The organism is Pseudomonas sp. NFR02 (assembly GCF_900119375.1).
In the GTDB taxonomy this organism is placed as follows: domain Bacteria; phylum Pseudomonadota; class Gammaproteobacteria; order Pseudomonadales; family Pseudomonadaceae; genus Aquipseudomonas; species Aquipseudomonas paracarnis.
The window spans coordinates 996,380-1,022,154 of the sequence record NZ_FPJJ01000002.1; the positions used below are offsets into that span (position 1 = coordinate 996,380).

The window sequence follows — 25,775 nt, forward strand, 5'->3', positions numbered from 1 at the left end:
GTGGGTGTAAGGATGCTCAATTCACCATTTTCTCCCTGGCCGTCTTTCACTACTGAAGAAGCCGATGCCGTTCGGGATGTGATTTTGTCCAATAAGGTCAACTATTGGACGGGTATGGAATGCCGCGAATTTGAAAAAGAGTTTGCTGTCTGGTCAGGTACTGAATATGCCATTGCGCTGGCAAACGGTACTGTGGCGCTTGATCTGGCACTGCAGGCATTGGGAATTGGTTCCGGCGATGAGGTTATCGTCACTTCGCGTACGTTCCTCGCTTCGGTATCCAGTATTGTTAACGCTGGTGCGGTCCCGGTATTTGCCGATGTTGATCGCGACTCGCAAAACGTTACCGCCGACACCATTTCTGCTGTCGTCACCCCACGTACCAAGGCAGTTATTTGCGTTCACTTGGCCGGCTGGCCCTGTGACATGGATCCGATCATGGCACTGGCTGAAGCGCATGACCTGAAAGTGATTGAAGACTGTGCTCAGGCCCATGGCGCCGTTTACAAAGGTCGTCCAGTAGGTGCTATCGGCCACATCGGCGCATGGTCGTTCTGTCAGGATAAAATCATGACCACCGGCGGCGAGGGTGGCATGGTGACAACCAATGACCGTTCCCTTTGGTTGAAAATGTGGGCCTTCAAGGATCACGGCAAAAGCTGGGAAGCTGTGTATGAGCGCGAGCATCCGCCAGGATTCCGCTGGGTTCACGAGGGATTTGGTACCAACTGGCGTATGCTTGAGGCACAGGGCGTTATTGGTCGCATCCAATTGCGCCGCATGCCTGAGTGGCAAGCCAGCCGTTTAGCCAACGCACGCCGTATTTGGAACTGTGCCCAGGGTTTGAGGGGTATTCGAGTTCCTGCTGTTCCTGAAGATTCAGTCCATGCAGCGTACAAATGCTACGTTTTCGTCGAACCTGCGCAGTTGAAGCCGGACTGGAGCCGTGATCGTCTGCTGACTGAGATCAACGTGCGTGGTGTGCCGTGCTACTCGGGTTCATGTTCCGAGGTGTATTTGGAAAAGGCATTCGACAACACAGGATGGCGTCCTGCGAACAGGCTCCCTGTTGCTAAAGAGTTGGGAGAAAACAGCCTTATGTTTCTTGTGCATCCGACGTTGAAGGCTTCCGAAATTGATAAAACCTGTGCCGTGCTCACTGAAGTTATGAATTTGGCGGCTGCGGATTGAGTTTGTACGCGGTTTATTGAGGCGGCGGGCCTGGCTCGCTTTTTCAGTTTCAGAAGCGGCGATGCTTGTTGGGCATCTAAATCAAGTAGTGACATTATCGACGAGTACGTTGGTTTTGGTTGTCACACTGAGAATGTAAGTTGCAGGAGCAGTACGAGGTGGTTGAAGGGGTTATGGAGAAGTTGAGAGCGTTATTGCTGGGGTTACCGCGCCGTCAGAAGCGTCTGATACAGGTTTCTACAGACGTCGTACTGGTGTGGTTTGCGCTGTGGATGGCTTTTGTGGTGCGCTTGGGTATTGACGAGATGGTCAACCCCGTTATTCAGCACCCATGGTTGTTTCTGACTGCCCCAGTGGTCGCAATTCCTCTTTTCATTCGTTTTGGAATGTACCGTGCTGTCATGCGTTACTTCGGAAACGATGCGCTTGTCGCCATTATCAAAGCTGTGAGTCTTTCTTCGCTGATTCTCGGCGTTGTCGTTTATTGGTACAGCAACCATCAGAACGTGGTTCCACGCTCCATTATCTTCAACTACTGGTGGTTGAGCCTGATCATGGTCGGTGGTTTGCGCCTGGCGATGCGTCAGTATTTTCTGGGCGACTGGTTCGCAGCCTCGCAACATGTGCCGTTCACCAGTCGTGACGATGGTCTGCCACGTGTTGCGATTTATGGAGCAGGGGCTGCGGGTAACCAATTGGTTGCGGCTTTGCGCATGGGCAGGGTTATGCGGCCGGTAGCGTTTATCGACGATGACACCAGTATTGCGGATCGTGTCATTTCTGGCTTGCAAGTCTACAAACCCAAGCATATACAACGCATGATCGACGCTACCGGAGCCCAAGAAATCCTGCTTGCGATCCCATCCTCCAACCGTGGCCGCCGCCGTGAAATTCTCGGTTTTCTTGAAGGCTTTCCGCTCCACGTGCGAAGCGTTCCAGGTTTTATGGACTTGGCCAGTGGTCGTGTCAAAGTAGACGATATCCAGGAAGTCGATATCGCAGACCTGCTGGGCCGCGATGCAGTACCTGCCCAGGCCGATCTTCTGGAGCACTGTATCAAGGGGCAAAATGTCCTAGTAACCGGTGCGGGGGGATCGATCGGCTCAGAGCTTTGCCGTCAGATTCTCGCCTTGCGTCCAACGACGTTGCTGTTGTTCGAACACAGTGAGTTCAATCTGTACAGCATCCTTTCAGAGCTTGAGCAACGCGTTGTTCGTGAGTCACTGCCAGTTAAGCTATTGCCGATCCTCGGGTCGGTGCGTAACCAAGCAAAACTGGTAGATGTCATGAAAACCTGGCGCGTAGACACTGTTTACCATGCCGCAGCTTATAAGCATGTGCCAATGGTTGAGCACAACATCGCCGAAGGCGTGTTGAACAATGTGATCGGCACGCTTAATACTGCCCAGGCCGCGCTTCAGGTGGGGGTGTCCAACTTTGTTTTGATCTCCACCGACAAAGCGGTACGCCCAACAAATGTCATGGGCAGTACCAAGCGTTTGGCTGAATTGACCCTACAAGCGCTCAGTCGTGAACCGGCTCCCGTACTGTTCGGTGACAAGTCGAACATCTCTCGCGTCAACAAAACCCGTTTTACGATGGTTCGTTTTGGCAATGTACTGGGTTCCTCCGGCTCAGTGATTCCGCTCTTTCACAAGCAGATCAAGTCTGGTGGCCCGCTGACGGTCACTCATCCAAAGATCACCCGCTACTTCATGACGATACCTGAAGCGGCCCAGTTGGTAATCCAGGCAGGCTCTATGGGCTTGGGAGGGGATGTATTTGTGCTGGACATGGGCGAGCCGGTGAAGATTTTCGAGCTGGCCGAAAAAATGATTCATCTTTCCGGCCTGAGTGTTCGTTCCGAAAAGAATCCTCATGGTGATATCGCAATCGAGTTCTCTGGCCTGCGTCCCGGTGAAAAACTTTACGAAGAGTTGCTGATTGGTGACAACGTTGTCGCTACCCAGCACCCAATGATCATGAGTGCCAACGAAGATCATTTGTCATGGGAAACTCTCAAAGAAAAGCTGACGGAGCTGCTTACGGCTGTGGATGAGGACGATTACACCCGCGTGCGCCAACTCTTGCGCGACACCGTCAGCGGCTATTCCCCTGACGGCGAAATCGTCGACTGGATCTACCAGCAACGTCGCCTGGAGCCGTGAGTTAACACCCTGTTACTCACCCATCTTTGACACCTCCCAAACATCACCTAAGTTAGAAAAGCAGCTTCGGAAAAGCTGCTTTTCTCTTACCGATGTCATGGAGCGTCACCAATGCAAAACCTCTACATTTCCTCCCTAATTTTCGCCTTCCTCACCAGCCTCTCCATCGCCACCACCGCCGCGCCGTCTATCAAGCCAGAACCCCCAACCCCGATCTCCACCCAAATGACCAAAACCGAGCAATCCACCAAGGTCAACCTCAACGCTGCCGACGCCGAAACCCTGCGCCGCGATCTGTTCGGCATTGGTGCTTCCAAGGCGAAGGCAATCATCGCCTATCGCGAGAGCAACGGCCCGTTCACGGCGGTGGATGAGTTACTGGAAGTGAAAGGCATCGGCAAGGCATTGCTGGAAAAGAATCGCGACAGGCTGGTTATTAATTGAGGATCTGAAAAACAGCGGGGAGGGCCGGTCATACACCGGCCTTTCCTTTAACTAACGGACCTTGCGATTTCCTCCAGCATTGGCACGAAACGTGGTTACCTCTTCCTCAGTGATTGTTCAACAATCTCGAGGTAACAATGCCACTCACTTTATCTTTAGCCGACCAGATCGCTCTGGAACTGCGCGCCGACATCATCGGCGGCCAGCTGTTACCTGGCATGCCGCTGATCGAGGTGGAACTGGTCAATGCCTACAACGCATCCCGCAATACGATTCGCGAGGCGCTGCATCGTCTCGGCCAGGAGGGCCTTACTCGCTATATCCGCAATAAGGGCGTCATGGTTCGGCGCTTGGAGCGAGCAGAAGTACGCGACCTCTTCGTCGTCCGCCGCACCCTGGAATTGCAGGCCATAGCCCAATGCGGCCCGCTGACGGACGCTCAATCAGGCCGTATGCAAAACGCCATCGACGCCACCACCCTGGCCCGGGAGCGCGAAGATTGGCGAGCCGTGGCCACCCACAGTCTGATGTTTCACCAACAGATCGTCGCGTTGATGGGCAGCCCGTTGTTCGACGAGTTCTTCGCCCAGGTGATTGCCCAGTTGCGCCTGGCGTTCTGCGCCGCGCCTGACGAGCAACGTTTCCAATCACCCTGGCTGGAGCGTGACCATGAGATATACACATTGCTAACCCGCAACCAAACCCAGGCCGCCAGCGAGGCGATGAGTCTGTACCTGGATGACTCGGAACACCTTTCTCTCGCTTTGTTTGATCAACCTTGATGGAGGAGTGCCCCATGTACAAAGACTATCCCGCCGCGTACCAGGTCAGCAAAGGTTCGGCGTTGCAGGTGGATACGGCGTTCTATGAGCGCATTCGTGATCAGAAAACCCAGCGCACGTTGATCGAACAGTTCGAGGTGCCGATCCGCACGGGGAGGGCGTGGAAGGTGCCGGCGGGGCATGTGTTTCGTGTGACCACGCCGGTGGGTCCGCAGGTGGGGGATTTCAATGTCTGGAACGCTAACGACCCACGCGAACGTTTGTGGGCCGCGCGCACCCGGCAGCTTCAAGGCGCCCATGTCAGCACCCATGATCGGTTGTGGTCGAACCTGCCTTTTCTACGGCCCTTGGTCACGATCACCGATGACAGCCTGGCCAGCTACGGCATTGATGAGCACGGTGGGCGTTTGCACGATTTGTTGGGCACGCGATGCGACCCCTATGTGAACCGTATGTTGACCGGGGAGGACTTTCATCACCATTGCCACTCGAACCTGACCCGTGCGGTATTGCCCCATGGGCTGACGGAGTTCGATGTGCATGACGTGTTGAATATTTTCCAGTGCACCGGGCTCAATCAGGATGACATGTACTTTATGAAAGCCTGTCCGGCGAAGAAGGGCGATTACCTGGAGTTTTTTGCCGAGATTGATCTGCTCTGTGCGTTGTCGACGTGCCCTGGTGGGGATTTGTCGCTACCGATGTGGGGGCCGGATGCGCAGGATCCGCTGACGGTGTGTCGTCCGTTGGGGGTGGAGATCTACCGGTTGGAGGATGAGTTGCTCAATGGCTGGAGCCAACCGGAACGTGCTGCCTACAAGGGGCAGCACGGCTTGCATATTGCCAAGGCGGATTGGGAGTAACCCAATATTCAGCGATCCTGCGCATCCTTGGCATCCGCCTGCGCATTGCGCTCGGCTACGCGTTTACGTTGTTCGTCGGTGAGTTCCACCTTGTTGGCGCTGTCACGCAGCATCATCAGGCCACCGACGATCGACCCGATCGCTACTACCATAATCAACCATGCATACCACGGCATAAGACGCTCCTTGAGGCAGAGGTTCGTGGGGAAATTTCCCACGGTAATCACTGCTTTGAGTGACGGGCTTTCTGAGTAGTTCAGTGTAGGCCCGTTCTGCCTCATAGGCGCTACTGTCCGGTCAACATTGCATCCGCCGGCGCATCGATGCGGTCTTGTGCGGTCATCTGGAAGTAGATGAAACCCACCGCCATGAAGCCCAGGAAGATCAGCCCGATCAAGGCATTGAACCAAGCCATTGCCACCAGGCACACCACCGCCAGTACCAGTGCGATACCCGGCACGATGGGGTAGCCCGGCGCGCGGAAGGTGCGTTCCAGCAGCGGTTCGGTCTTACGCAGTTTGAACAGGCTGAGCATGCTCATGATGTACATGACAATGGCGCCGAACACGGCCATGGTGATCATCGCGGCGGTCAGGGTCATGCCGCCCAGGTTGATCAGGCCGTCGCTGTAGATGGCGGCGATACCCACCACGCCGCCGGCGAGGATGGCCCGGTGCGGCGTCTGGAAGCGTGAGAGTTTGGCCAGGAAGGACGGCAGGTAACCGGCACGGGCCAGGGCGAAGAACTGGCGCGAGTAACCAAGGATGATGCCGTGGAAGCTTGCCACCAGGCCGAACAGGCCAATCCATACCAGCATGTGCAACCAGCCGGAGCTTTCGCCCACCACGGTTTTCATCGCTTGTGGCAATGGGTCGTTGATGTTCGACAGGGTGCGCCAGTCGCCTACGCCGCCAGCGAAGAACATCACACCCATGGCGAGGATCACCAGGGTGAGGATGCCGCTGATGTAGGCTTTTGGAATCGTGCGTTTTGGGTCCTTGGCTTCTTCGGCGGCCATGGCCGCGCCTTCGATGGCGAGGAAGAACCAGATCGCGAAGGGGATGGCGGCAAACATACCGGCAATCGCCGGGGCACTGAAGGTGTCGGAACCGGCCCAGCCATTGAGGGCAAAATTGCTGAAGCTGAACGCCGGGGCGACTACGCCCATGAATACCAGCAGTTCGGCGACGGCCAGCACGCAGACCACCAACTCAAAGGTGGCGGCAAGTTTCACCCCGAGGATATTCAGGCCCATGAACACGATATATGCACCGACGGCGGCGTGCTTGGGGTCGAGTGCCGGGAATTGCACGTTCAGGTACGCGCCAATGGCCAGGGCAATCGCGGGCGGGGCGAAGACGAATTCGATCAAAGTGGCCAGGCCGGCAATCAAGCCGCCTTTCTCACCGAAGGCGCGACGGCTGTAGGCAAAGGGGCCTCCGGCGTGGGGAATCGCAGTGGTCAGTTCGGTGAAGCTGAAGATAAAGCAGGTGTACATCGCGGCGACCATTAATGATGTCACCAGAAACCCTAAGGTCCCGGCGACGCCCCAGCCATAGCTCCAGCCGAAATATTCGCCGGAGATCACCAGCCCGACGGCGATGCCCCATAGGTGCAGGGTGCCCAAGGTGGGTTTGAGTTGTGTGTTCATTGTGGGGTGCTCCCTGAACCGTTTGGAATGATTCAAGGTGTTGCAGTGGTTATGCCAAGCCTCAGAACTATGTCGTAAAGCAGTGCCTATGTCGCCGGGGGGACGGTTTGGCGTTTGAATGTGGCATGAGTTGCACCACATAAGTGCGGTGGTGACTTGGCGGGCGCTTTCGCGGGCAAGCCCGCTCCCACACTTGACCGAGTGTTAACTGAAAGAACGCAGTCGAATGTGGGAGCCGGGCTTGCCCGCGAAGAGGCCCTCCCAGCCACTGCAAATCCCGCTGTAAACCCCGCGTAAACCCACTCTTTACGCCATCTTTACGCCCCACCCACCACCTCGCTCTCGTTCCTTTACACCCCTCCTGCGGACAATGCCCCCACACGCGGCAATCGCCGCAAGACGGGGAGACTTCCATGAGTGTTCTGGACGGGGTGTCACTGCTATTGGCCGTGGCGCTGTTCATTTATCTGCTGGTTGCGCTGTTACGCGCGGATCGGAACTAGGAGCGGCTATGCACAGTTATGACTATTGGCTGATCATCGCCTTCTTTGCCGTGGTACTGGTGCCGGCTCCGTTCCTGGGGCGGTTCTACTACAAGGTGATGGAGGGCCAGCGCACCTGGCTCAGCCCGGTGCTGGGGCCGGTGGAAAGCGCCTGTTATCGCCTGTCGGGTGTGGACGCACAGCAGGAACAAAGCTGGCAGAAATACATGCTGGCCTTGCTCGCATTCAACCTCGCCGGCTTCCTGCTGCTGTTCTCTATTCTGTTATTTCAAGGCTCCCTCCCGCTGAACCCGCAAAATCTGCCGGGCCAGGAATGGACCTTAGCGTTTAATACCGCCGTCAGTTTCATGACCAATACCAACTGGCAGAACTACAGCGGTGAGGCGTCCCTAAGTTATCTAAGTCAGATGGCCGGCCTCACGGTGCAGAACTTCGTCAGCGCCGCGACCGGCCTGGCCGTCCTGGTCGCCCTGTGCCGTGGGATCGGGCGCAAATCTGCCCAGACCCTGGGCAACTTCTGGGTCGACATGACCCGCGCCACCCTCTACTGCCTGCTCCCTTTGTGCCTGGTGCTCGCACTGTTTCTAGTATGGCAGGGCGTGCCGCAAACCTTCGCCCACTATGTTGATGCCGTCACGCTGCAGGGCGTGGACCAAGTGATTCCCCTGGGCCCGGCCGCCAGCCAGATTGCGATCAAGCAATTGGGCACCAACGGCGGTGGCTTCTTCGGCGTGAACTCGGCGCATCCGTTCGAAGACCCGACCGCCTGGGCCAACCTGTTTGAAGTGGCCTCGATCATTCTGATTCCGGTGGCACTGGTGTTTACCTTCGGCCATTACGTCAAGGACCTGCGCCAGAGCCGGGCGATCCTCGCGTGCATGCTGGCGCTGTTCTTGATCGGCGGCGCGACGTCGCTGTGGTCCGAGTACCAGCCCAATCCAACCCTGAACAACCCGGCGGTGGAGCAAACCGCACCGCTGGAAGGCAAGGAAACACGTTTCGGCACAACCGGTACCGTGCTGTGGTCGGTGACCACTACCGCGGCGTCCAACGGCTCGGTCAATGGTATGCAAGACAGCCTCAGCCCTCTGAGTGGGATGGTGGCGCTGGTCAACATGATGGTCGGCGAAGTGATCTTCGGCGGTGTCGGTGCCGGTATGTACGGCATGTTGCTTAACGTGTTGATCGCGGTGTTCCTTGCCGGCTTGATGATCGGCCGCACCCCGGAATACCTGGGCAAGAAACTCCAGGCCAGGGAAGTGCAATTGTTGGTGGTGACCCTGCTGGTGATGCCGGTTGGTGTGCTGGTGCTGAGTTCTATCGCTGCCAGCCTCCCGGGCCCGGCGGGCGCTATCAGTAACCCTGGCCCCCACGGCTTCAGCCAATTGCTGTACGCCTACACCTCGGCCAGTGCCAACAACGGTTCGGCGTTTGCCGGCCTCGGCGCCAACACCCCGTTCCATAACCTGATGCTGGGCCTGGGCATGTTGATCGGCCGCTTTGGCTACATCCTCCCGGTACTGGCCCTGGCCGGCAGCCTGGCGATGAAGAAAGCCGCACCGGTTGGCCAGAACAGCTTCCCCACCCATGGCGCGCTGTTTGTGACCCTGTTGACCGTGACCATTTTGCTGGTGGGCGGCCTGACTTTCCTGCCGACGCTGGCGTTGGGTCCCATCGCTGAACACTTGAGCATGGGCTTCTAGTTAAGGGATATGAAAATGAATATGCCTGCAAAAAACGCGGCCCCGGTCAAACCCCAGGAGCCTGCCAAAACCGCTATCTCGGCCCTGTGGCGCCCGGCACTGGTCCAGGCGTTCGTCAAGCTGGACCCACGCCAACTGCAACGCTCGCCCGTGATGCTGGTGGTGGAGCTGACCGCCATCCTCACCACCGTGTTGTGCTTTGTGCCCGACACCACAGTGCCGACCTTTGTCGCCGTGCAAATCGCCGTGTGGCTGTGGTTCACCGTGCTGTTCGCCAACTTCGCTGAAGCCTTGGCCGAAGGCCGTGGCAAAGCCCGCGCCGACAGCCTCAAGGCTGGGAGCGAAGGCTTGAGTGCCCGTCGCCAGGAAGCTGATGGCAGCTTCAAGGTGGTGCCGGCCACCAGCCTGCGCAAGGGTGATGTGGTGCGTGTGGCTGCTGGGGAAATGATCCCCGGTGATGGCGAGGTCGTCGAAGGTATTGCGGCGGTCAACGAAGCGGCAATCACTGGCGAATCCGCCCCGGTCATCCGCGAGTCCGGCGGCGACCGCTCGGCCGTTACCGGCAACACTCGGTTGGTCTCGGACTGGCTGCTGATCCGCATCACCGCCAACCCGGGCGAGTCCACCCTGGACCGCATGATCGCGCTGGTGGAGGGCGCCAAACGCCAGAAGACCCCCAACGAAGTCGCGCTGGATATCCTGCTGATCGGCCTGACCCTGATCTTCCTGCTGGTGGTGGTGACCTTGCAGCCGTTCGCCCACTTCGCCAATGGCAGCTTGCCTTTGGTGTTCCTGGTCGCACTGCTGGTGACACTGATTCCTACCACCATTGGCGGCTTGTTGTCGGCCATCGGTATTGCCGGCATGGACCGCCTGGTGCGTCTCAACGTGATCGCCAAGTCTGGACGCGCGGTGGAAGCGGCGGGGGACGTGCATGTGTTGCTGCTGGACAAGACCGGCACCATCACCTTTGGTAACCGTCGTTGCTCGGCCGTGGTCGCAGCGCCTGGCGTCAGTGGCCGGGAATTGGCCGAAGGCGCGCTGCTGGCGTCCCTGGCTGATGACACGGCGGAAGGCAAGTCCATCGTTGAATACCTGCGCGCCTTGCACCCCCAGGCCGAGCCGAGCCTGGAGGCGTTGACCGCCGTGCCCTTCAGCGCCGAGACCCGTTTGTCCGGTGTCGACTATCAGGGCCGTGTGTTCCGTAAAGGCGCGGTGGACTCTCTACTGGCGTTTATCGGCCAGCAACGCAGCGACCTGCTGCCTGCGCTGTCGCGGGAAATCGACAAGATCGCCCAGAGCGGCGGCACGCCCTTGCTGGTGTGCGCCGATGGCAAGTTGCTGGGGGCGATCCATCTCAAGGACGTGGTCAAGCCCGGTATCCGCGAACGGTTTGCCGAGTTGCGCAAGCTGGGGATTCGTACCGTGATGGTCACAGGCGACAACCCGCTGACCGCCGCCGCGATTGCCGCTGAAGCGGGGGTGGACGATGTGCTGGCCGAAGCCACGCCAGAGAAGAAACTCGCGCGTATTCGCCATGAGCAGAACGATGGACGCCTGGTTGCCATGTGTGGCGATGGCGCCAACGATGCCCCGGCGCTGGCCCAGGCTGACGTCGGCATGGCGATGAACGACGGCACCCAGGCCGCGCGCGAAGCCGCCAACATGGTCGACCTCGACAGCGACCCGACCAAGCTGCTGGACGTGGTGCAGATCGGCAAGGAACTGCTGGTGACCCGTGGCGCGCTGACGACCTTTTCCATCGCCAACGACGTGGCCAAGTACTTCGCGATCCTGCCGGCGCTGTTCGCCTCGATCTACCCGCAACTGGGCGTGCTCAACATCATGCACTTGCAGAGCCCACAGAGCGCGATCCTCTCGGCCATCGTGTTCAACGCGCTGATTATCGTGGTGCTGATCCCATTGGCCCTGCGCGGTGTGCGCGTGCAGGCGGCGAGTGCGGCGGCGTTGTTGCGGCGCAATCTGCTGATCTACGGGCTGGGCGGGCTGTTGGTACCGTTCGTGGGCATCAAGGCCATCGACATGCTACTGACCGCGCTGCACCTGGTTTGACCTGGCCGCTGATCGTTCCCACGCTCCGCGTGGGAACGCCGCCGCCCCGGACGCTCCGCGTCCCACCGCACCACTGAATTGAGGAGTCTGAAATGTCCAACATCATCCGCCCAGCCCTGAGCTTGCTGGTACTCATGACCCTGATCACCGGCGTGGCTTACCCGCTGGTAGTCACCGGCGTGGCCCAAGTGGCCTTCCCCGATCAAGCCAATGGCAGCCTGGTGCGCGACGCCAGCGGCAAGGTGCGTGGCTCCAGCCTGATCGCCCAGGACTTCACTGGTGACCGCTGGTTTCACCCACGCCCGTCAGCCGGTGCTTTTGCCACCGTGTCCAGTAGTGCCAGTAACCTGGGCCCCAGCAATCCGGCCTTGGCGACTCGCATATTCGAGGACGCCAGCAAGCAGTCAGTGCCTGGCCAGGGCCCGGTGCCACTGGCCTCGCTGACAACCTCCGGCAGCGGCCTTGATCCACACTTGCCACCGCAGGCGATTGCCTATCAACTGGCGCGAGTGGCGGCGGCGCGAAATGTGCCGGTGTCGACCTTGCAGCGGTTGCTGGATGAGCACATCGAAAGCCCGTTGGTTGGCCCGCCCGTCGTAAATGTCCTGGCCCTGAACATGGCTTTGGAAACGTTGTAAGCCTTGCGACCGCCATCGCGGGCAAGCCCGGCTCCCACATTTAGAATGCATTCCACTGTGTGAGCCGGGCTTGCCCGCGATGGCGGCCTTGAAGACTCTCCATCAATACCTGAAGGAACCCCCGAGCATGAGCGACGCCGGCCGCGCCGATGCCCTGTTAGCCGATCTGCCCCGGGACGGCCGTGGCCGGCTTAAAGTCTTCCTCGGCGCCGCGCCCGGTGTGGGTAAGACCTACGCCATGCTACAGGCGGCCCATACCCAACTGCGCCAGGGCGTGCGTCTGATCGCTGGGGTGGTCGAAACCCACGGCCGCGCCGAGACCGAAGCCTTGCTCAGCGGCCTGCCGCAACAACCGCTGTTGCGCAGCGAATACCGTGGCGTGATGCTCGAAGAAATGGACCTCGACGGCCTGCTCGCCGCCAAGCCAAAGCTGGTGCTGGTGGATGAGCTGGCCCACAGCAACGCCCCCGGCAGCCGTCATGAAAAACGCTGGCAAGACATCCAGGAACTGCTCGCCGCCGGCATCAACGTGTTCACCACGGTCAACGTCCAGCATCTGGAAAGTCTAAACGACCAAGTGCGTGGTATCACCGGCGTGCAAGTGCGCGAAACCCTGCCGGACTGGGTGCTGCAAGAGGCCGACGAACTGTTGCTGATCGACCTGCCGTCTCGCGAGCTGCTCGAGCGCCTGCGTGACGGCAAGGTGTATGTGCCCGAACAGGCGCGTGCGGCCATCGATGCGTTTTTCACCCAGACCAACCTCATGGCCCTGCGCGAACTGGCCATGCAAACCGCCGCCGCCCACGTCGACGATGACTTGGCCCAGGGCTACCGCCAACTCGGCCAGGCCGCGCCGGCAGTGCGTGGGCGCCTGTTGGTCGGTGTGGATGGCGATGCGCAAGCCGAACGACTGGTGCGCCATGCCAGCCGCGTGGCCCAGCGTCGGCATTTGCCCTGGAGCCTGGTGCACATCGACAACGGCCGTGCTCGGGATGAGCAATCGCGCCTGCGCCTGCAAAACGCTCAGCAACTGGCAGAGCGGCTGGGCGGGGAAGTGGTGTTGCTGCGCGCTGGGGAAGTGGCCAAGACCCTGATCCAGCACGCCGTTGAACGCCGTGCCAGTTTAGTGCTGGTGGGGCAGTCACGGATGCGCTGGCGGCGGCGCCTGTTCGGTGGCGGCTTGGCGGCACGCCTGTTGCGCAATGCCCGCGGCTTGGAAATCAACGTCCTCGACAGCGATGACATGCCTGCACCGCCACGTCTGCCGGAGGTACGCGGGTTGGTGTGGTTCGATTACGCCCTGGCGGTGGTGGCCACCTTTGTCGCTGCCGCAGTGGCCTGGGCCGTGTCCAGTGCGTTGGCGCTGCCGAACATCTCGCTGGTGTTTCTTGCCGCCGTGCTGCTGGTGGCGGTGCGCAGCAGCCTGGGGCCGTCCCTGGTATGTGCGGCACTGTCGTTTTTGACTTACGATTTTCTGTTTATTCCGCCGAATTTTTCCTTCGCCATCCAGCGCGAAGAAGACGTGCTGACCCTGTTGTTCTTCCTGTTGATGGCAGCGTTGACCGGCAACCTCGCCGCACGCCAGCGCCGCCAGTTGCAGGCGTTGCGCGATACCCAGGAAGAAACCAGCGAGCTGCTCGACCTGTCGCGCAAGCTCACCGCTGCCACCGACCGCCAAGCTGTCATCAGTGCCGCCGCCCACCATCTGCAAGGTTGGAACGACCTCGACCTGTGCCTGGTCAATCGCGACGGGCAGGGCGGCTGGAAGGTCGAGACCGGTGGCCCGTTGACCCTCACCGAAGCAGAACGCGCCGCCGCCGACTGGGCCTGGCAGCATGATCAGCCGGCCGGCATGGGCACCGGCACCTTGCCGTTTGGGCGTTGGTGGTGGTGGCCGTTGTCGGGTGAAGAGGGGCCCTTGGGGTTGCTGGGTGTCAGTGCCAAGCCTGGCCTGGAATTGAGCGGGCAACGTCGTCGCTTACTCACCGCGTTGAGCCAACCGCTGGCCCAGGCGCTGGCGCGGGCACAACTGGGGCAGGAGCTGGAATCGGCGCGCCTGCACGGCGAAACCGAACAACTGCGCAGCGCTTTGCTCACGTCGGTGTCTCACGATTTGCGCACGCCATTGACGTCCATGCGCGGCAGCATCGACAGCCTGCTGGCCCTGGGTGAAGCCATCCCGCTGGAGGATCGCCGCGAATTGCTCGAAGGCACCCGTGATGAAGCCGAGCGCCTGGACCGCTATATCCAGAACCTGCTGGACATGACACGCCTGGGTCATGGTGCGCTGAAACTGGCACGCGATTGGGTGTCGCCCGGCGATATTGTCGGCAGTGCCCTTGGGCGACTGCGCGCCGTGCTGGCGCCGTTGCAGGTGAGCACCGATGTGCCGCCGGAGCTGCCTTTGTTGTATGTGCATGCGGCGTTGATTGAGCAGGCCTTGGTCAACGTGTTGGAAAACGCCGCACGGTTTTCGCCCCCCCAGGGCCGCTTGCAGTTGCGGGCTGGGGTGCAGGATGAGCAGTTGTTTTTTGCCGTGGCGGATGAAGGACCGGGGATTCCCGAGGAGGAGCGGGCGAAGATTTTCGACATGTTCTACACCGCTGCCCGTGGTGATCGAGGCGGACAGGGCACCGGCCTCGGCTTGGCGATCTGCCAGGGCATGGTCGGCGCGCACGGTGGGCATATCAGCGTGGCCGATGGCATTGACGGACGGGGCACCTGCATCACTTTGTTTTTGCCGTTGCCGACACCACCAGTCCTGGAACACAACCTGTAGGAGCGAGCTTGCTCGCGAAGGTCGTTAACGATAATGATGACGTCCTGAATGCACGCGGTGCCTAGAGGTTTTTCGCGAGCAAGCTCGCTCCTACAGGGGGGTGATTTTTTAATGGGTTTTGATGAGACACCATGAGCCAGACCGCGACGATTCTTGTCATTGATGACGAACCGCAGATCCGCAAATTTCTGCGCATCAGCCTGGCTTCCCAAGGCTATAAGGTCATCGAAGCCGGCACCGGCAACGAAGGCCTGGCCCAGGCGGCCTTGAGCAAACCGGATTTGCTGGTGCTCGACCTGGGCCTGCCCGACATGGACGGTCAGCAGGTGCTGCGCGAGTTTCGCGAATGGTCCACGGTGCCGGTGCTGGTGCTGTCGGTGCGGGCCAGCGAAGGTCAGAAGGTCGAGGCCCTCGACGGTGGCGCCAATGACTACGTGACCAAACCGTTCGGCATCCAGGAGTTTCTTGCCCGTGTGCGTGCACTGTTGCGCCAGGCACCGGCCGGAGAGGCCCAGGAAGCCGCCTTGAATTTTGGCCCGTTGACGGTCGACCTGGCCTATCGTCGCGTGCTGCTCGACGGAGCTGAAGTGGCGCTGACCCGCAAGGAATACGCAGTGCTGGCGCAGTTGGCACGCCACCCGGGGCGGGTGATTACCCAACAGCAATTGCTCAAGGACATCTGGGGGCCAACCCATACCGAGGACAGCCACTACCTGCGGATCGTGGTGGGGCACCTGCGCCAGAAGCTGGCGGATGACCCGACCCAGCCACGGTTTATCGTGACTGAGGCGGGGGTGGGGTATCGGTTGCTAGGTGCCTGAATCTGTGGTGCCTGCGCTGGCGCCATCGCAGGCAAGCCAGCTCCCACAGTTGAAATGCATGCCCCTGTGGGAGCCGGGCTTGGCCGCGATGAGGCCATCCGCAATACCCACACGCTCAACTCTGTTCGCTTTCATACCGATCCAACGTATCACTGGCAATCTCCCGCCCCAAAGCAATCAACTCCGGCGCTTTATAGAACTCGAAAAACCGGCACACCCGCTTCGGCACGTTGATCAGCACATCGGGCGGATACCCAGCGATCTTGTATTGCGCCAAGGAGGTTTGCATCACCTCGAAACTCTGGTTGATCAGGTCCAGCAGCGATGCAGGCCCGACGTTGTCGATGATGAACGAGCCGGTCGCCGACTTCGGTGCGCCGGCTTTCTCCGGCGCCGCGGCGGGTTGCTGGGCTTCGGGTTCGGCAGACTCCAGCCACGGGTTGATTTCGGCGGCCTGGGCCTGCAAGGCTTCTTGTTCCAGTTTCATCAACTGCTCGGCCTGTTTGCGGCGAAACGGCAGGTGCGAACCCAGTGACTTGGCCAGGCTGTTGAAGCGGCTCTTGAACGCTGGCGGGCGCTGGATCACCGGCAATTGATAATGCTTCTGGTTGGTGGCGTTGAGGTTGACCGCAATGATCAAGTCACAGTGGCTCGACACCACCGGCACGATGGGCAGCGGGTTGAGCAGGCCGCCGTCCACCAGCATGCGGTTGCCTTGCATCACCGGGGTGAACAGGCTGGGGATGGCCGCCGAGGCGCGCATGGCCTGGTGCAGGCAGCCTTCCTGGAACCAGATCTCCTGTTGGTTGGTGAGGTCGGTGGCGACGGCGGTGTAGGGGATGCGCAGCTCCTCGATATTGATATCGCCGACGATCTTGCGGATTTGCCCGAACACCTTCTCACCGCGAATCGCTCCCAGGCGAAAGCTCACGTCCACCAGGCGCAAGACGTCGAGGTAGTCCAGGCTTTCGATCCAGTTGCGGTACTCGTCGAGCTTGCCGGCAGCGTAGATCCCACCCACCACGGCGCCCATGGAACAGCCGGCGATACAGGCGATGTCATAGCCGCGTCGTTCGATTTCCTCGATCACCCCGATATGGGCGTAGCCCCTGGCGCCACCGGAGCCCAGCACTAAGGCAACACGTTTCTTCATGGCCAGATCCTTCGCAAAACAGGGGCCCACAATGCACCCATCAAGGGGCCTGCTTCAATCCTTGCTGACAGCGCGCAAGATTTTTCCAGGCTGGCGATCAGGCTCGGGTATGCTCTGGCAATAGGTACTACCGATTTCAGGCTAAGGACAAGGCACTTTTCCCTGTAGGCAACGTCTACAGGCTACGACTGAATTTGTATATTTGAGGTGTCATCAATGAAAGCCTGGATCTGTGTGCCTGTGATCGTGCTGGCCTTGGCTGGTTGTGCCGGGAAAACCGCGTATCGCGACAGCTGTGGCTCGCAATTGGACGCCGCCTGGAAAGAACTGGACCTGGCCAAGGCCGAAGGTTTTGCCGGCACTGTCAGCTACTCCAAGGCGTTGTCGCTGTTGACTGGCGCCAAGACTCAGCAGCAGTTTGAAGCGTTCGAGGGCTGCTCCAACAAGGCCGAGAAAGCGCGGTTCTACATTCGTGAGTCTCGCGCCGGGCGATGACCCCGCAGCGGGCAGGATTTTTCATCGGAAAGTGAGGGCAGGATGTCAGCGTTGGTCAATCAGTTAGTCGCTCAGGTCATTGGCCTGGAAGTAGGGTTACTGAGCTGCCAGGCTCGCCTCGCCGCCGTCACTGACGATGAAGCCTTGCATGATTTGCGCACCACGGTACGACGCCTGCGCAGCCTGTTGCGCCCTTTGCGCGGGCTGCCCGGTGTCGAACAGCTTGAATTGGCCGCCAGCACGGTTGGCCAACTGACTACGCCGCTACGCGACCGAGAGGTGCTGGCGGCGTATTTGCATCAGCACGGTTATCACGACGCGGCTGATCGACGCCTGCGTCTGCAGCCCGAGGCTTATCGCCAGGTGGCGCAAAGCCCGGAACTGGCGCACTTGCTGCTGATCCTGGATGCGTTCCCACGGTTTATCCGCGCATCCCAGCACCAGAAACTGCTCAAGGGCTTGCGCCCGCGTATCCAGAAACGCCTGGCCAAGCAATGGCAGGCACTCGATGGCGCCTTGAAGGACCCCGATCATGACCGCCACCGGCTACGGTTGCTGATCAAGCGTGTGCGCTATGCCGCCGAGGCGTATCCCGAGCTGGACAAATTACCCACCAAGGCCCTGTCGCACTTGAAGAAAGCCCAGAGCGCGCTGGGTGACTGGCATGACTGTTGGCAGTGGCTGGCCCAGGCCGGGCACGAGCCTGACTTGCAACCCTGCGTAGCAGTGTGGCAGCGCACCATGCTCAAGGCGCAAGGCAAGGCCGACCGCGTGTTGGACACACTCAGCGCCGAGTGTTTTTAAACCGGTCCGGTTTTTGGCCGGAATAGGCGCTGTGCCTGTGCAATTCGATGGTTAAGATTCCTCCAGGATTTTCTTGATGTGAGGTCGCCATGCGCTTTAGTGATTTGCTCGACGCTGCCCGTAGCAATCCGCTGGATGTCACCATCCCTGCCGAATGGGCCCAGGGCCGGGCCACCTTTGGCGGCTTGGTCGCCGCCTTGCAATACGAGGCGCTGCGCGCCCAGGTGCCGGCTGACCGACCGCTGCGCTCGCTGGCCATCACCTTTGTCGGCCCGGTAGCGCCGGATGTACCTGCCAGCTATCAAGTCGAAGTGCTGCGCGAAGGCAAGGCGGTCAGCCAGTTGCTGGGGCGCGTGGTGCAGAACGGTGAAGTGGCGACCCTGGTCCAGGCCAGTTTTGGCGCCTCTCGCCCCTCCGAAATTGACGTGGCAAGTGAGCCGCCACCGGTATTCAAACATTGGGATGAGTGCCAGGAACTGCCCTATATCAAGGGCGTTACCCCCGAATTCATGCGTCATTTGGCAATGCGCTGGAGTGTCGGTGGCCTGCCGTTTACCGGCAATAAATCTCGCGAGATGGGCGGTTGGGTACGGTTGAGAGGGGATGTAAAAGAAGAGCCACTGACCGAGGCGCACATCCTCGCCCTGGTCGACGCCTGGCCGCCGGCGCTACTGCCACACCTCAAAAAGCCCGCGCCGGGTAGCACCCTGACCTGGACCATCGAGTTCATCCAGCCGCTGCAAGACCTGACCACCCTCGACTGGTGCCAGTACCACGTCAACATCGAACACGCCCGCGACGGCTATGGCCACGCGGCCGCTGCGTTGTGGAGCCCGACCGGCGAGTTGATCGCCCTCAGCCGCCAGACCGTGGTGGTGTTCGCCTGAACCCGCCGGTCAGTGGTGGTGCCGCTGCCGCCAGGCGCGCCACCAGCCACCGCTGAGCACAAAGCGCGGGAAGGTCACGAACTGCTCGACCACCAGGCGCTGCACCGCATCTTTACGATCACTGAACGGCTCACTGGCCTGGGCCTCCAGGCTATGGCCGTGACGCTGCAACGCCAGGCCCGCGACAATGCCAATCACACCGACCGCGAAGCTGGCCAGGCTCAGGCTGAACACGCCCGACACGATCAGCAGAAAACCGACGATAAACAGCGGCACGGCAATCAGGTGCAACGCCAGGTTGGTTGGGTGCTGATGGTTCTGTGGGTACTGACGCCATTGCCAGGCGGGGAGGTTGGGGTGACGTTTGCCCATGGTGGTGAATCCTCTGTCCGTTGAAACAACTTGGACAGAGTTTAGGTTGAGGTGGGCGAGGTGGCGAATTGGGGCTGGCTATGGGGGTCATAGGCTGCAATTTAGGCGGAGTGACCCTCATGCCCAAATGACACAGTCATGATCATCCATGTGTACCAAGAACGTCAGCTCTTTATCGGTTATCCAAAACGGATATCCGGTGGTTTCGCCTAACACAGAGGCTAGCACTCGAGCGTTTTTCATTCTCCAGGCGCTATACGCTGAGTCAAATACCAGCAGAACCAGGCCATTCCCGCTAATGCGATGCGGCATCTCCTTCCAAAAGTCAGGGTTGTGTTCGGTGCTTTTCTCGTTCAGTTCGATGGGATCAAGCACATTGCTCTGCGCTTTGAAGAATTTTCTCGTCAGAGAGCTTATCAACAAGTTGAGTTCGCTCGAATCAAGCTTTCCAGCGTCGAGGTTCAGCGCATTACAGGCTTCGTCTATTTCGTCTTCCAAGTAACTCATCAGGGGACACCTATTCTGGACCGGCTGACAGGAACTAGTTGGAGCAGTATATGGCCTCTTTTGGCTCCTCCGTCGCCTCTCTTTCCAGGTGTTTGATAGCCAATATGAGGTGATTTCGGGCCTTCTTTACTTGGCACGAGCATAGGATCGTCAATATTCACTTCCGCTCCTCTATTGGGACCGGTTTGTACTCGCCATTCTGTTGGAAATGATTTGCCATATTGGTCTTTGCCCCATTTCGATACGCTGTATTCGGACCTGGGTATACCCGTTCTGCGAAAAGCCTCATCGAAACCATCGGTGGGAAAGAGTAGCGCCGTGGGTGTGAATGTGGGAAGGATTCCATTCTGTTAAGCGCAGATCCCCTGTGGGAGCGGGCTTGCCCGCGAAGGCGGTGTGTCAGTCACTGCCTCTGTTACTGCACTACCGCTTTCGCAGGCAAGCCAGCTCCCACTTTTGATCTTCGTTGCTTTGAGTATTGCGTTCGCTTGACTGATCGGCACCAAGGCTTACCTCCGATGTTGTTGGGTCAGTTTGCACATGCATTGGCTGGTTCACAGTTATCGAGGTCAAGTCCCATCCCATATTCGATATTCAGAGTGTCTAGGGTAAGGAGATTTACCTGAACGGCATCAAGACTGTATGAAGTACAAATTAGATGTGGACCCTTCGATTTTCTTGGCTTTGCCCTTTTTTAGGTACGCATTGAACTCACGTTCCAAGGCTTGTTTATCTGTATATTTTTTGTACTTGCTGGGTGTTTCGCATGCGTACATATACAGCCTCCACGAGTCGAAACCGTCGACCCTATCGTCCGGGCCGTAATCAAAGTCGACACATATTTCAGATAAGTAAACACTGCAACCAATACCGTGCAGCTCGTAGGTGACATTTGCAGCGACCGTCCCACGCTGCGGGATTTTTTTGGATCGCCACAGACCAATGATATTTTTGGTTCCAAACACTTGCTCAAGTAAGTCGGTAGCCTTTTTTACTTGTTCCAAATAGTCGGTGATCAAATGTTCCAGAGTTTGAGTTCTCATTTTCTTGGTCTTTCTAGTCTGTCCAATTCTACTGCGTAGCTGTCGGTGCCCTTCAGTAACGTGGGTGAAAAGGGATGAAGTGAGAGGGAATAAATTTACTTAATGGTTGGTAGGTATTTTAATTAAGTTTCTCCCATTTTGTCTTAGGCAGATGTTTTGTAGGATTTATTTACTTTGATTCACTTGCGTTGGCGTCCAAGTTGTAATGCTCTAGGCAGCGAAGCAGCACCTTCATAAATTGCCTGTGATTAGTTATTTCATCGTCAAAATAAGTGTCGAGAAAGTAAAATACGGACTCGAAATTCTCATCCGTATTTAGGTAGTGGTGAAGTGTATCAATATGCCATTGACGCTCTTTGGGTCTGTAGGATAGAAATTCTGGTTTGGTTAATTTGTCAAACAGCTCCGTAAGCTCCTTTTCATCATTGATGTTTTTTGATGCTATGAAGAGCTCTCGTTCAGGGTCGTCATAATTTTCAATGCTGTAGGTGAATAGTAAGCTTTTGATGATTGATAGTTTCGGGGTGAGCTTCATGGCCTAAAACTCCGTGTACGCAGTGATTGGATTGCCGTTGATGTCCAGGATTACAATGGCTTTGCTTTGCTTTCCGTATTCAAAGCTATTTCTTTTGTATCCTTCGCCAATTATTTTTCCCATATTCATCGGTTCTCGAGATGTCTCTAAATTTGTGCGCCTAAGTATAAGTCTGGCACGGTAAATAGCGTTAAGTTGGTCTCGATGGCTGAGGTACCGAGTCGCAGCAGTAGGTATTTTGGGCTCGCCATCTTTGTTTCCGCCAATGTATCTTTCAATTTCTCCTGTGGTCGGATTTTTACCTGATCGTACTCTTTCAAGTTGAGAGCCGCGCGTTGTCTGCGCGCCGTGCTTCTCCAAAAAATGTGCTCTTGGGAACGCTTGCTCTATCTCTTTCAGACGTCTGTAGGCGTTTGCCTCTGCTAGCTCATCAATTCTCGCCTGCCGCTGCGTGCGGGTCAGTTGCGGTAAGGCAGGCTCTCCGTGGTTAACACTCTCCGCAGGATTTGGAGCACTGGTGCTGGCTTTACATCCATCTGCACCTGGACACGTACTTAAGCCTAGCTGATCCACCCACCCCGTAGGGTTGGGCACATACTGGTACCCATTGATCCCCCCCGCCAACTTCACCGGATCAGGTGTCAGGTAACGACCAATATCCGGATTGTAGTAGCGATGGCGGTTGTAGTGCAGGCCGCTTTCCGCATCGAAATACTGCCCTTGAAACCGTAGTGGATTGTCGACTTTGCCCACGTCGAGCCGGGCGATCTGGCCGTAGGCGCGGTAGTGGGCGGACCAGACGATTTCGCCCTCGGGGCTGGTCAGTTCCTGCGGGGTGCCGAGGTGGTCGAGTTGGTAGTGGTAGGGTTTGGTTTCTTTCGGGCCGAAACCTTCCAGTAGTGCCAATGGGCGGAAGCTGTCGGGCTCGTAGAGGTAGCTGCGATGGCGCTCTGCATGGTGTTCGGCTATCAGCTTGTCGCCTTGCCAGAAAAACTCGGTGGTCTTGCCCTCCACGGTCTTGCTGATGCGCCGCCCAAACGGGTCATAGCGATAACTGGCGGTTTGGCCGTTCGGCTTTGTGATGCTGATTAACCGATGCTGGCAGTCGTAGCGATATTCGGTGATGAGTAGCTGGCCTTTGCCGCGCCGCTCACGAATCAAGTTGCCGAAGGCGTCGTAGTCGTAGTGGCGGTCGCCTTGGATCATCAGGCGGTTGGCCGCGACGATGTCCGGGCCGGGGCGGTCTTGCATCAGCAGGTTGCCGGCCGGGTTGTGGCCGAAGCGTTCCTGCACGTCTTGGGAGTGGTCGGCGCGGGTCAGGCGGGCGAGGGGGTCGTAGTGGTAAAGGTGTTCGCCTTTGCGGGTGTCGAGCAGGCGGGCGAGGTTGCCGGCTTTGTCGTAGTCGTATTGGCGCTGGTAGAGGTGGTTTTGTTGCTGCGTTACCGCGTGGGCGTGCAGGCGGTGTTGGTCGTCGTAGTGGTAGTGGCTGAGCAGTGGGCCTTGCTGGCGCTGATGTTCGCGGCCGTTCTTGAACAGATGTGAGGTGAGCACTTCACCGTTGAGTTCGACGGTGGCGAGGTGGCCGCCTTTGTCGTGGTTGAAAGTGACGCGGTTGTTGTCTGGCAGGCACAGGTGTTGAAGCTGGCCGCAGGCGTCGTAGCGGTAGCGCAGGGTGCCCCAGCCTTGGTGTTCGGCGGTGAGGCGGTTTTGGCGGTCGTACTCGTAGGCCAGCGCCCAGTGACCGTCTTCGGCGCTCTGGAGGTTGCCTTGGCGGTCGTAGGCATAATCGATAATGCTGTTATCGGGGAGGGTTTTTCTTACGAGGCGTCCGGCGTGGTCGCGCTCGTAACGGGTGATTAGCTGACTGCCATCGTCGCCGTATTCGGTTTTCTCCAGCAGGTTGCCGTTGAGGTCGTAGACGTAGGCGGTGCGTTGGCCGTCGAAGCCGGTTTCCTGTTGGATCAGGCCATTGGGGTGGTAGTCGAGCTGGTAGGTTTCGCCGACTTCGTTTTCGATTTCGGTCAGCAGTAATCGAACGTTGTCGTAGCGGTATTTGACCTGGGTGCCGTCGGCGTTGATACGGCGGCTGATCAGGTGCAGGCCATTGGCGTATTCGTAGCGGGTGACGTGGCCGAGTTCGTCGCGTTCGGCGATGATTTTGCCGTAGGGGTTGTAGCTGAATTCGCGTGTGGCGCCGCCTGGCAAGACGAGGCGAATCAGCCGACCGACGCTGTCCCATTCAAAGACTGTTTGCGCGCCGTGCTCATCCTCACGGGCGATTTGCCTTCCGAGGTCGTCATAGCGATAACGCTTGATCCCACCATTGGGCAATTGCTCCTCAAGCAACTGCCCACGCTCATTCCACACCAGCCGATGGCAACTGTGATCCGGGTACCAAACCCCCGTCAGTTGCCCGTGTTTGTTGTAGCTGTAGTCGATCGCGCTGCCGTCCGGATCAATCTTGCGGATGACGTCACCCTGGTCATTGCGCTCATATTTCCAAACCGCCTCACCGCGCCTTACAACCCTTACGAAGCCGTTGTCATGCTCGTAAGACGTCGGCTCGTCATCCCCCGGAAACAACGCCACCAAGCGTCCGGCTTCGTCGTACTGATACGCCGTCACCGCGCCCAGCGGATCTTGCTCGACGGTCAGCCGCCCCTCGGCATCGTAGGATTTGAAATGCTGCGCGCCGTCCGGATCGATGCGCTGCACCAACCGCGCCCGCTGGTCATGGACATACACTTCCTGGCTGCCATCGGCGTTATGCACGGTGACACGGCCGTCATCCCCCCAGGCATAGCGCGTGTCCATCTGGGAAAAACTCGCCCAATGCCGGACACACCGCGCCGCTTTGCCAGATCGTTCCCACGCCCAGAAGAAACTCGCCCCACCGGCCAGTTGGCGTTCAAGAATGACGTGCTGATCGTCGTACCGATAACGCTCGCTTTCACCGACAGCATTGGTCGCGCAAACCAGTCGTCCATCTTCGTCATAGGCGTAGGAAACGACGTTCTGCTCGGTCTCCCACACGTAGGGATCACGGCCTTTGGCACGATGAACCTGGTAGTCCACCGCCACGATGCGATCCAATTCATAACGCAGCAGCAGCGAGCGGCCAGCACCGTTATCCAGCCGCTCAATCCGCCCGGAGGGATCACGGCAAATGCGCAGCCGGTTGTCATACGCATCGCTGATCGAGACCAGCACACCATCGCGAAAGTGATAGAACCGCGACGCCTGGGCCAGCACTAACTCATCAGGATCCGAGCCCAAGTAGATCGCTGCTTCCGCCAGGCTATTGGTGATCGCGGGTCGGGCAGATGTGGGCAAGGGCAGGGTAGTCGAGCGGTTCTCATGGTCGGTCCACACCACCGAATCGCCCGACACACAAAGCCTGTGCGCCAGCGCATGACTCCAGCCAAACCCCAACCCGCAATCCACATCCACCGCACTGGTGCGATACAGCCGCGTCCACTCAAACGGCAAAACCCCGTCCAGCGCGCCATCGGTGAGGGTGAGCAATTCTTCCCCGGTGACCATCGACACCGGGCAGCCGTTGGTGACCGTCTTGTCCGCTGGCGCCGTCGCATCCCCTTTCGGATTCGACGCCACGGCAGGCACATCATCGACGTGTTCCTGACGGACCAACACGGTCTGTCGGGTCTTGTTGCGAACCACCGGCACCGGGTTCGAAACCAGCGTGTCGCCGGCCTTCAATGGAACCACTGGCACGGCCTTGACCGGCGTCGCCGCACTGCTCAGCAACACCGGCTTGGCGACCTCGACATGAGCTTCCAGCCGAGGCCCCGTCACCTGCTTGGCCAGCAATTCCAACAACGCCCGCGCCCGGCCGGACTTGACGCCACTAAGGATCTGAGCACCCAGGCGCAGCTGTACTCCAATACCCCGTGTGGCCCAGATCAGCAGCAAGTTGATCAACACTTCGCCGGTGATTTCACCCAGCAGTTCGTACATGTCGGGTGGCGGCAGCATGCGTACCCAGGCCACCAGCGCCGACAGGTAGATAAACAACAGCGGCTCATCACTGAGTACCAGCAACCCCTTGGCCAGCGTGTCTTTGCCCAGTTTGAGCAGTGCATCCAGCTCGGCCTGGGACAGGTATTTCAGCAACGTTTCGCTGTTGGACTTGAGGTTGGCGAGCAGGTCGTACAGCTCGGTGATGTTGTCCCACAGGTTGTAGAGCGCCTTGCCCAGCCCGGTCGCAAAGGCAATGCCCTGAATGCCGCTACGCTTGTAGGCTGGCGCTTTGGCAAAGTCTGCCCATCGAGGCTTGAAGTGCTCGGCCCATGCCGTGCGCAAATCCGCTTCCAGCCCGGCGATCACAGACTCATAGGACGCA

23 protein-coding genes are annotated in these 25,775 nt (G+C 58.8%); 14 read left to right on the top strand and 9 right to left on the bottom strand.

Annotation, left to right across the window (positions count from 1 at the left end; translation table 11 throughout):
• Window positions 1-12 precede the first annotated feature (12 nt).
• From BT199_RS10370 to BT199_RS10390, 5 genes are all read left to right on the top strand, one after another.
• Window positions 13-1,191, top strand: coding sequence for a DegT/DnrJ/EryC1/StrS family aminotransferase (locus tag BT199_RS10370; protein WP_072434415.1), 1,179 nt, complete (start codon window positions 13-15; stop codon window positions 1,189-1,191).
• Between the two features lie 173 nt (window positions 1,192-1,364).
• A complete protein-coding gene (locus BT199_RS10375; RefSeq protein WP_072434416.1) occupies window positions 1,365-3,359 on the top strand; it encodes a polysaccharide biosynthesis protein in 1,995 nt (664 codons plus the stop codon).
• 111 nt (window positions 3,360-3,470) lie between these two features.
• Window positions 3,471-3,803 (top strand): ComEA family DNA-binding protein, encoded by a 333-nt coding sequence (locus BT199_RS10380; protein WP_072434417.1) that lies wholly within the window; start codon window positions 3,471-3,473, stop codon window positions 3,801-3,803.
• 137 nt (window positions 3,804-3,940) lie between these two features.
• Window positions 3,941-4,585, top strand: coding sequence for a GntR family transcriptional regulator (locus BT199_RS10385; protein ID WP_072434418.1), 645 nt, complete (start codon window positions 3,941-3,943; stop codon window positions 4,583-4,585).
• Between the two features lie 14 nt (window positions 4,586-4,599).
• Window positions 4,600-5,448, top strand: a complete 849-nt coding sequence (locus BT199_RS10390) for an urea carboxylase-associated family protein (protein WP_014717638.1) — start codon at window positions 4,600-4,602, stop codon at window positions 5,446-5,448.
• A gap of 8 nt (window positions 5,449-5,456) precedes the next feature.
• Here BT199_RS10390 and BT199_RS10395 read toward each other — a convergent pair whose 3' ends face one another.
• Entirely contained in the window at window positions 5,457-5,624 is a 168-nt protein-coding gene (locus tag BT199_RS10395) for a DUF2897 family protein (RefSeq protein ID WP_003172675.1), read from the bottom strand.
• Window positions 5,625-5,734: 110 nt separating this feature from the next.
• Window positions 5,735-7,099, bottom strand: coding sequence for an ethanolamine permease (eat, locus tag BT199_RS10400; RefSeq protein ID WP_072434419.1), 1,365 nt, complete (start codon window positions 7,097-7,099; stop codon window positions 5,735-5,737).
• 413 nt (window positions 7,100-7,512) lie between these two features.
• On the opposite strand from eat, the gene kdpF reads away from it, so the two are divergent.
• The 6 genes from kdpF (at window position 7,513) to BT199_RS10430 (ending at window position 15,616) form a co-directional block, all read left to right on the top strand.
• Window positions 7,513-7,602 (top strand): K(+)-transporting ATPase subunit F, encoded by a 90-nt coding sequence (gene kdpF / locus BT199_RS10405; RefSeq protein WP_003218754.1) that lies wholly within the window; start codon window positions 7,513-7,515, stop codon window positions 7,600-7,602.
• 8 nt (window positions 7,603-7,610) lie between these two features.
• The gene (kdpA, locus tag BT199_RS10410) at window positions 7,611-9,305 is read left to right on the top strand and encodes a potassium-transporting ATPase subunit KdpA (RefSeq protein WP_072434420.1); all 1,695 of its coding nucleotides are present in this window, start codon (window positions 7,611-7,613) and stop codon (window positions 9,303-9,305) included.
• Between the two features lie 15 nt (window positions 9,306-9,320).
• Window positions 9,321-11,378 carry a potassium-transporting ATPase subunit KdpB gene (kdpB, locus tag BT199_RS10415; protein ID WP_175556200.1) on the top strand — a complete coding sequence of 686 codons (2,058 nt, stop codon included), beginning with the start codon at window positions 9,321-9,323 and terminating at the stop codon, window positions 11,376-11,378.
• Between the two features lie 92 nt (window positions 11,379-11,470).
• Window positions 11,471-12,016, top strand: coding sequence for a potassium-transporting ATPase subunit KdpC (kdpC, locus tag BT199_RS10420; RefSeq protein ID WP_014717642.1), 546 nt, complete (start codon window positions 11,471-11,473; stop codon window positions 12,014-12,016).
• Between the two features lie 127 nt (window positions 12,017-12,143).
• Complete coding sequence (locus BT199_RS10425; RefSeq protein ID WP_072434422.1) at window positions 12,144-14,795, top strand: sensor histidine kinase; 2,652 nt, start codon at window positions 12,144-12,146, stop codon at window positions 14,793-14,795.
• 131 nt (window positions 14,796-14,926) lie between these two features.
• Window positions 14,927-15,616 (top strand): response regulator, encoded by a 690-nt coding sequence (locus BT199_RS10430; RefSeq protein ID WP_072434423.1) that lies wholly within the window; start codon window positions 14,927-14,929, stop codon window positions 15,614-15,616.
• Window positions 15,617-15,731: 115 nt separating this feature from the next.
• On the opposite strand, the gene BT199_RS10435 is transcribed toward BT199_RS10430, so the two are convergent.
• Window positions 15,732-16,769 carry a patatin-like phospholipase family protein gene (locus BT199_RS10435; RefSeq protein WP_003189836.1) on the bottom strand — a complete coding sequence of 346 codons (1,038 nt, stop codon included), beginning with the start codon at window positions 16,767-16,769 and terminating at the stop codon, window positions 15,732-15,734.
• A gap of 216 nt (window positions 16,770-16,985) precedes the next feature.
• Between BT199_RS10435 and BT199_RS10440 the strand changes: the two genes are divergently transcribed.
• From BT199_RS10440 to BT199_RS10450, 3 genes are all read left to right on the top strand, one after another.
• Complete coding sequence (locus BT199_RS10440; protein ID WP_003189839.1) at window positions 16,986-17,264, top strand: hypothetical protein; 279 nt, start codon at window positions 16,986-16,988, stop codon at window positions 17,262-17,264.
• Window positions 17,265-17,306: 42 nt separating this feature from the next.
• Window positions 17,307-18,068 carry a CHAD domain-containing protein gene (locus BT199_RS10445; protein WP_014717645.1) on the top strand — a complete coding sequence of 254 codons (762 nt, stop codon included), beginning with the start codon at window positions 17,307-17,309 and terminating at the stop codon, window positions 18,066-18,068.
• 89 nt (window positions 18,069-18,157) lie between these two features.
• Window positions 18,158-18,955, top strand: a complete 798-nt coding sequence (locus BT199_RS10450) for an acyl-CoA thioesterase (protein ID WP_014717646.1) — start codon at window positions 18,158-18,160, stop codon at window positions 18,953-18,955.
• 9 nt (window positions 18,956-18,964) lie between these two features.
• Here the strand turns inward: BT199_RS10450 and BT199_RS10455 are convergent, their stop codons facing one another.
• The 6 genes from BT199_RS10455 to BT199_RS10480 form a co-directional block, all read right to left on the bottom strand.
• Window positions 18,965-19,327 carry an Mpo1-like protein gene (locus tag BT199_RS10455; RefSeq protein WP_003189844.1) on the bottom strand — a complete coding sequence of 121 codons (363 nt, stop codon included), beginning with the start codon at window positions 19,325-19,327 and terminating at the stop codon, window positions 18,965-18,967.
• 117 nt (window positions 19,328-19,444) lie between these two features.
• Entirely contained in the window at window positions 19,445-19,834 is a 390-nt protein-coding gene (locus tag BT199_RS10460) for a hypothetical protein (protein ID WP_072434424.1), read from the bottom strand.
• Window positions 19,834-20,175, bottom strand: coding sequence for a polymorphic toxin type 47 domain-containing protein (locus tag BT199_RS27665; protein ID WP_072434425.1), 342 nt, complete (start codon window positions 20,173-20,175; stop codon window positions 19,834-19,836). The genes BT199_RS10460 and BT199_RS27665 overlap by 1 nt, the downstream gene beginning before the upstream one ends.
• Window positions 20,176-20,466: 291 nt before the next feature.
• Window positions 20,467-20,877, bottom strand: a complete 411-nt coding sequence (locus tag BT199_RS10470; protein WP_072434426.1) for a DUF6896 domain-containing protein — start codon at window positions 20,875-20,877, stop codon at window positions 20,467-20,469.
• A gap of 169 nt (window positions 20,878-21,046) precedes the next feature.
• Window positions 21,047-21,412: a hypothetical protein gene (locus BT199_RS10475; RefSeq protein WP_072434427.1), complete on the bottom strand. Its 366-nt coding sequence runs from the start codon at window positions 21,410-21,412 to the stop codon at window positions 21,047-21,049.
• Window positions 21,413-21,415: 3 nt separating this feature from the next.
• The coding region (locus BT199_RS10480) for an RHS repeat-associated core domain-containing protein (RefSeq protein ID WP_072434435.1) at window positions 21,416-25,775 on the bottom strand (4,360 nt) is incomplete at its 5' end.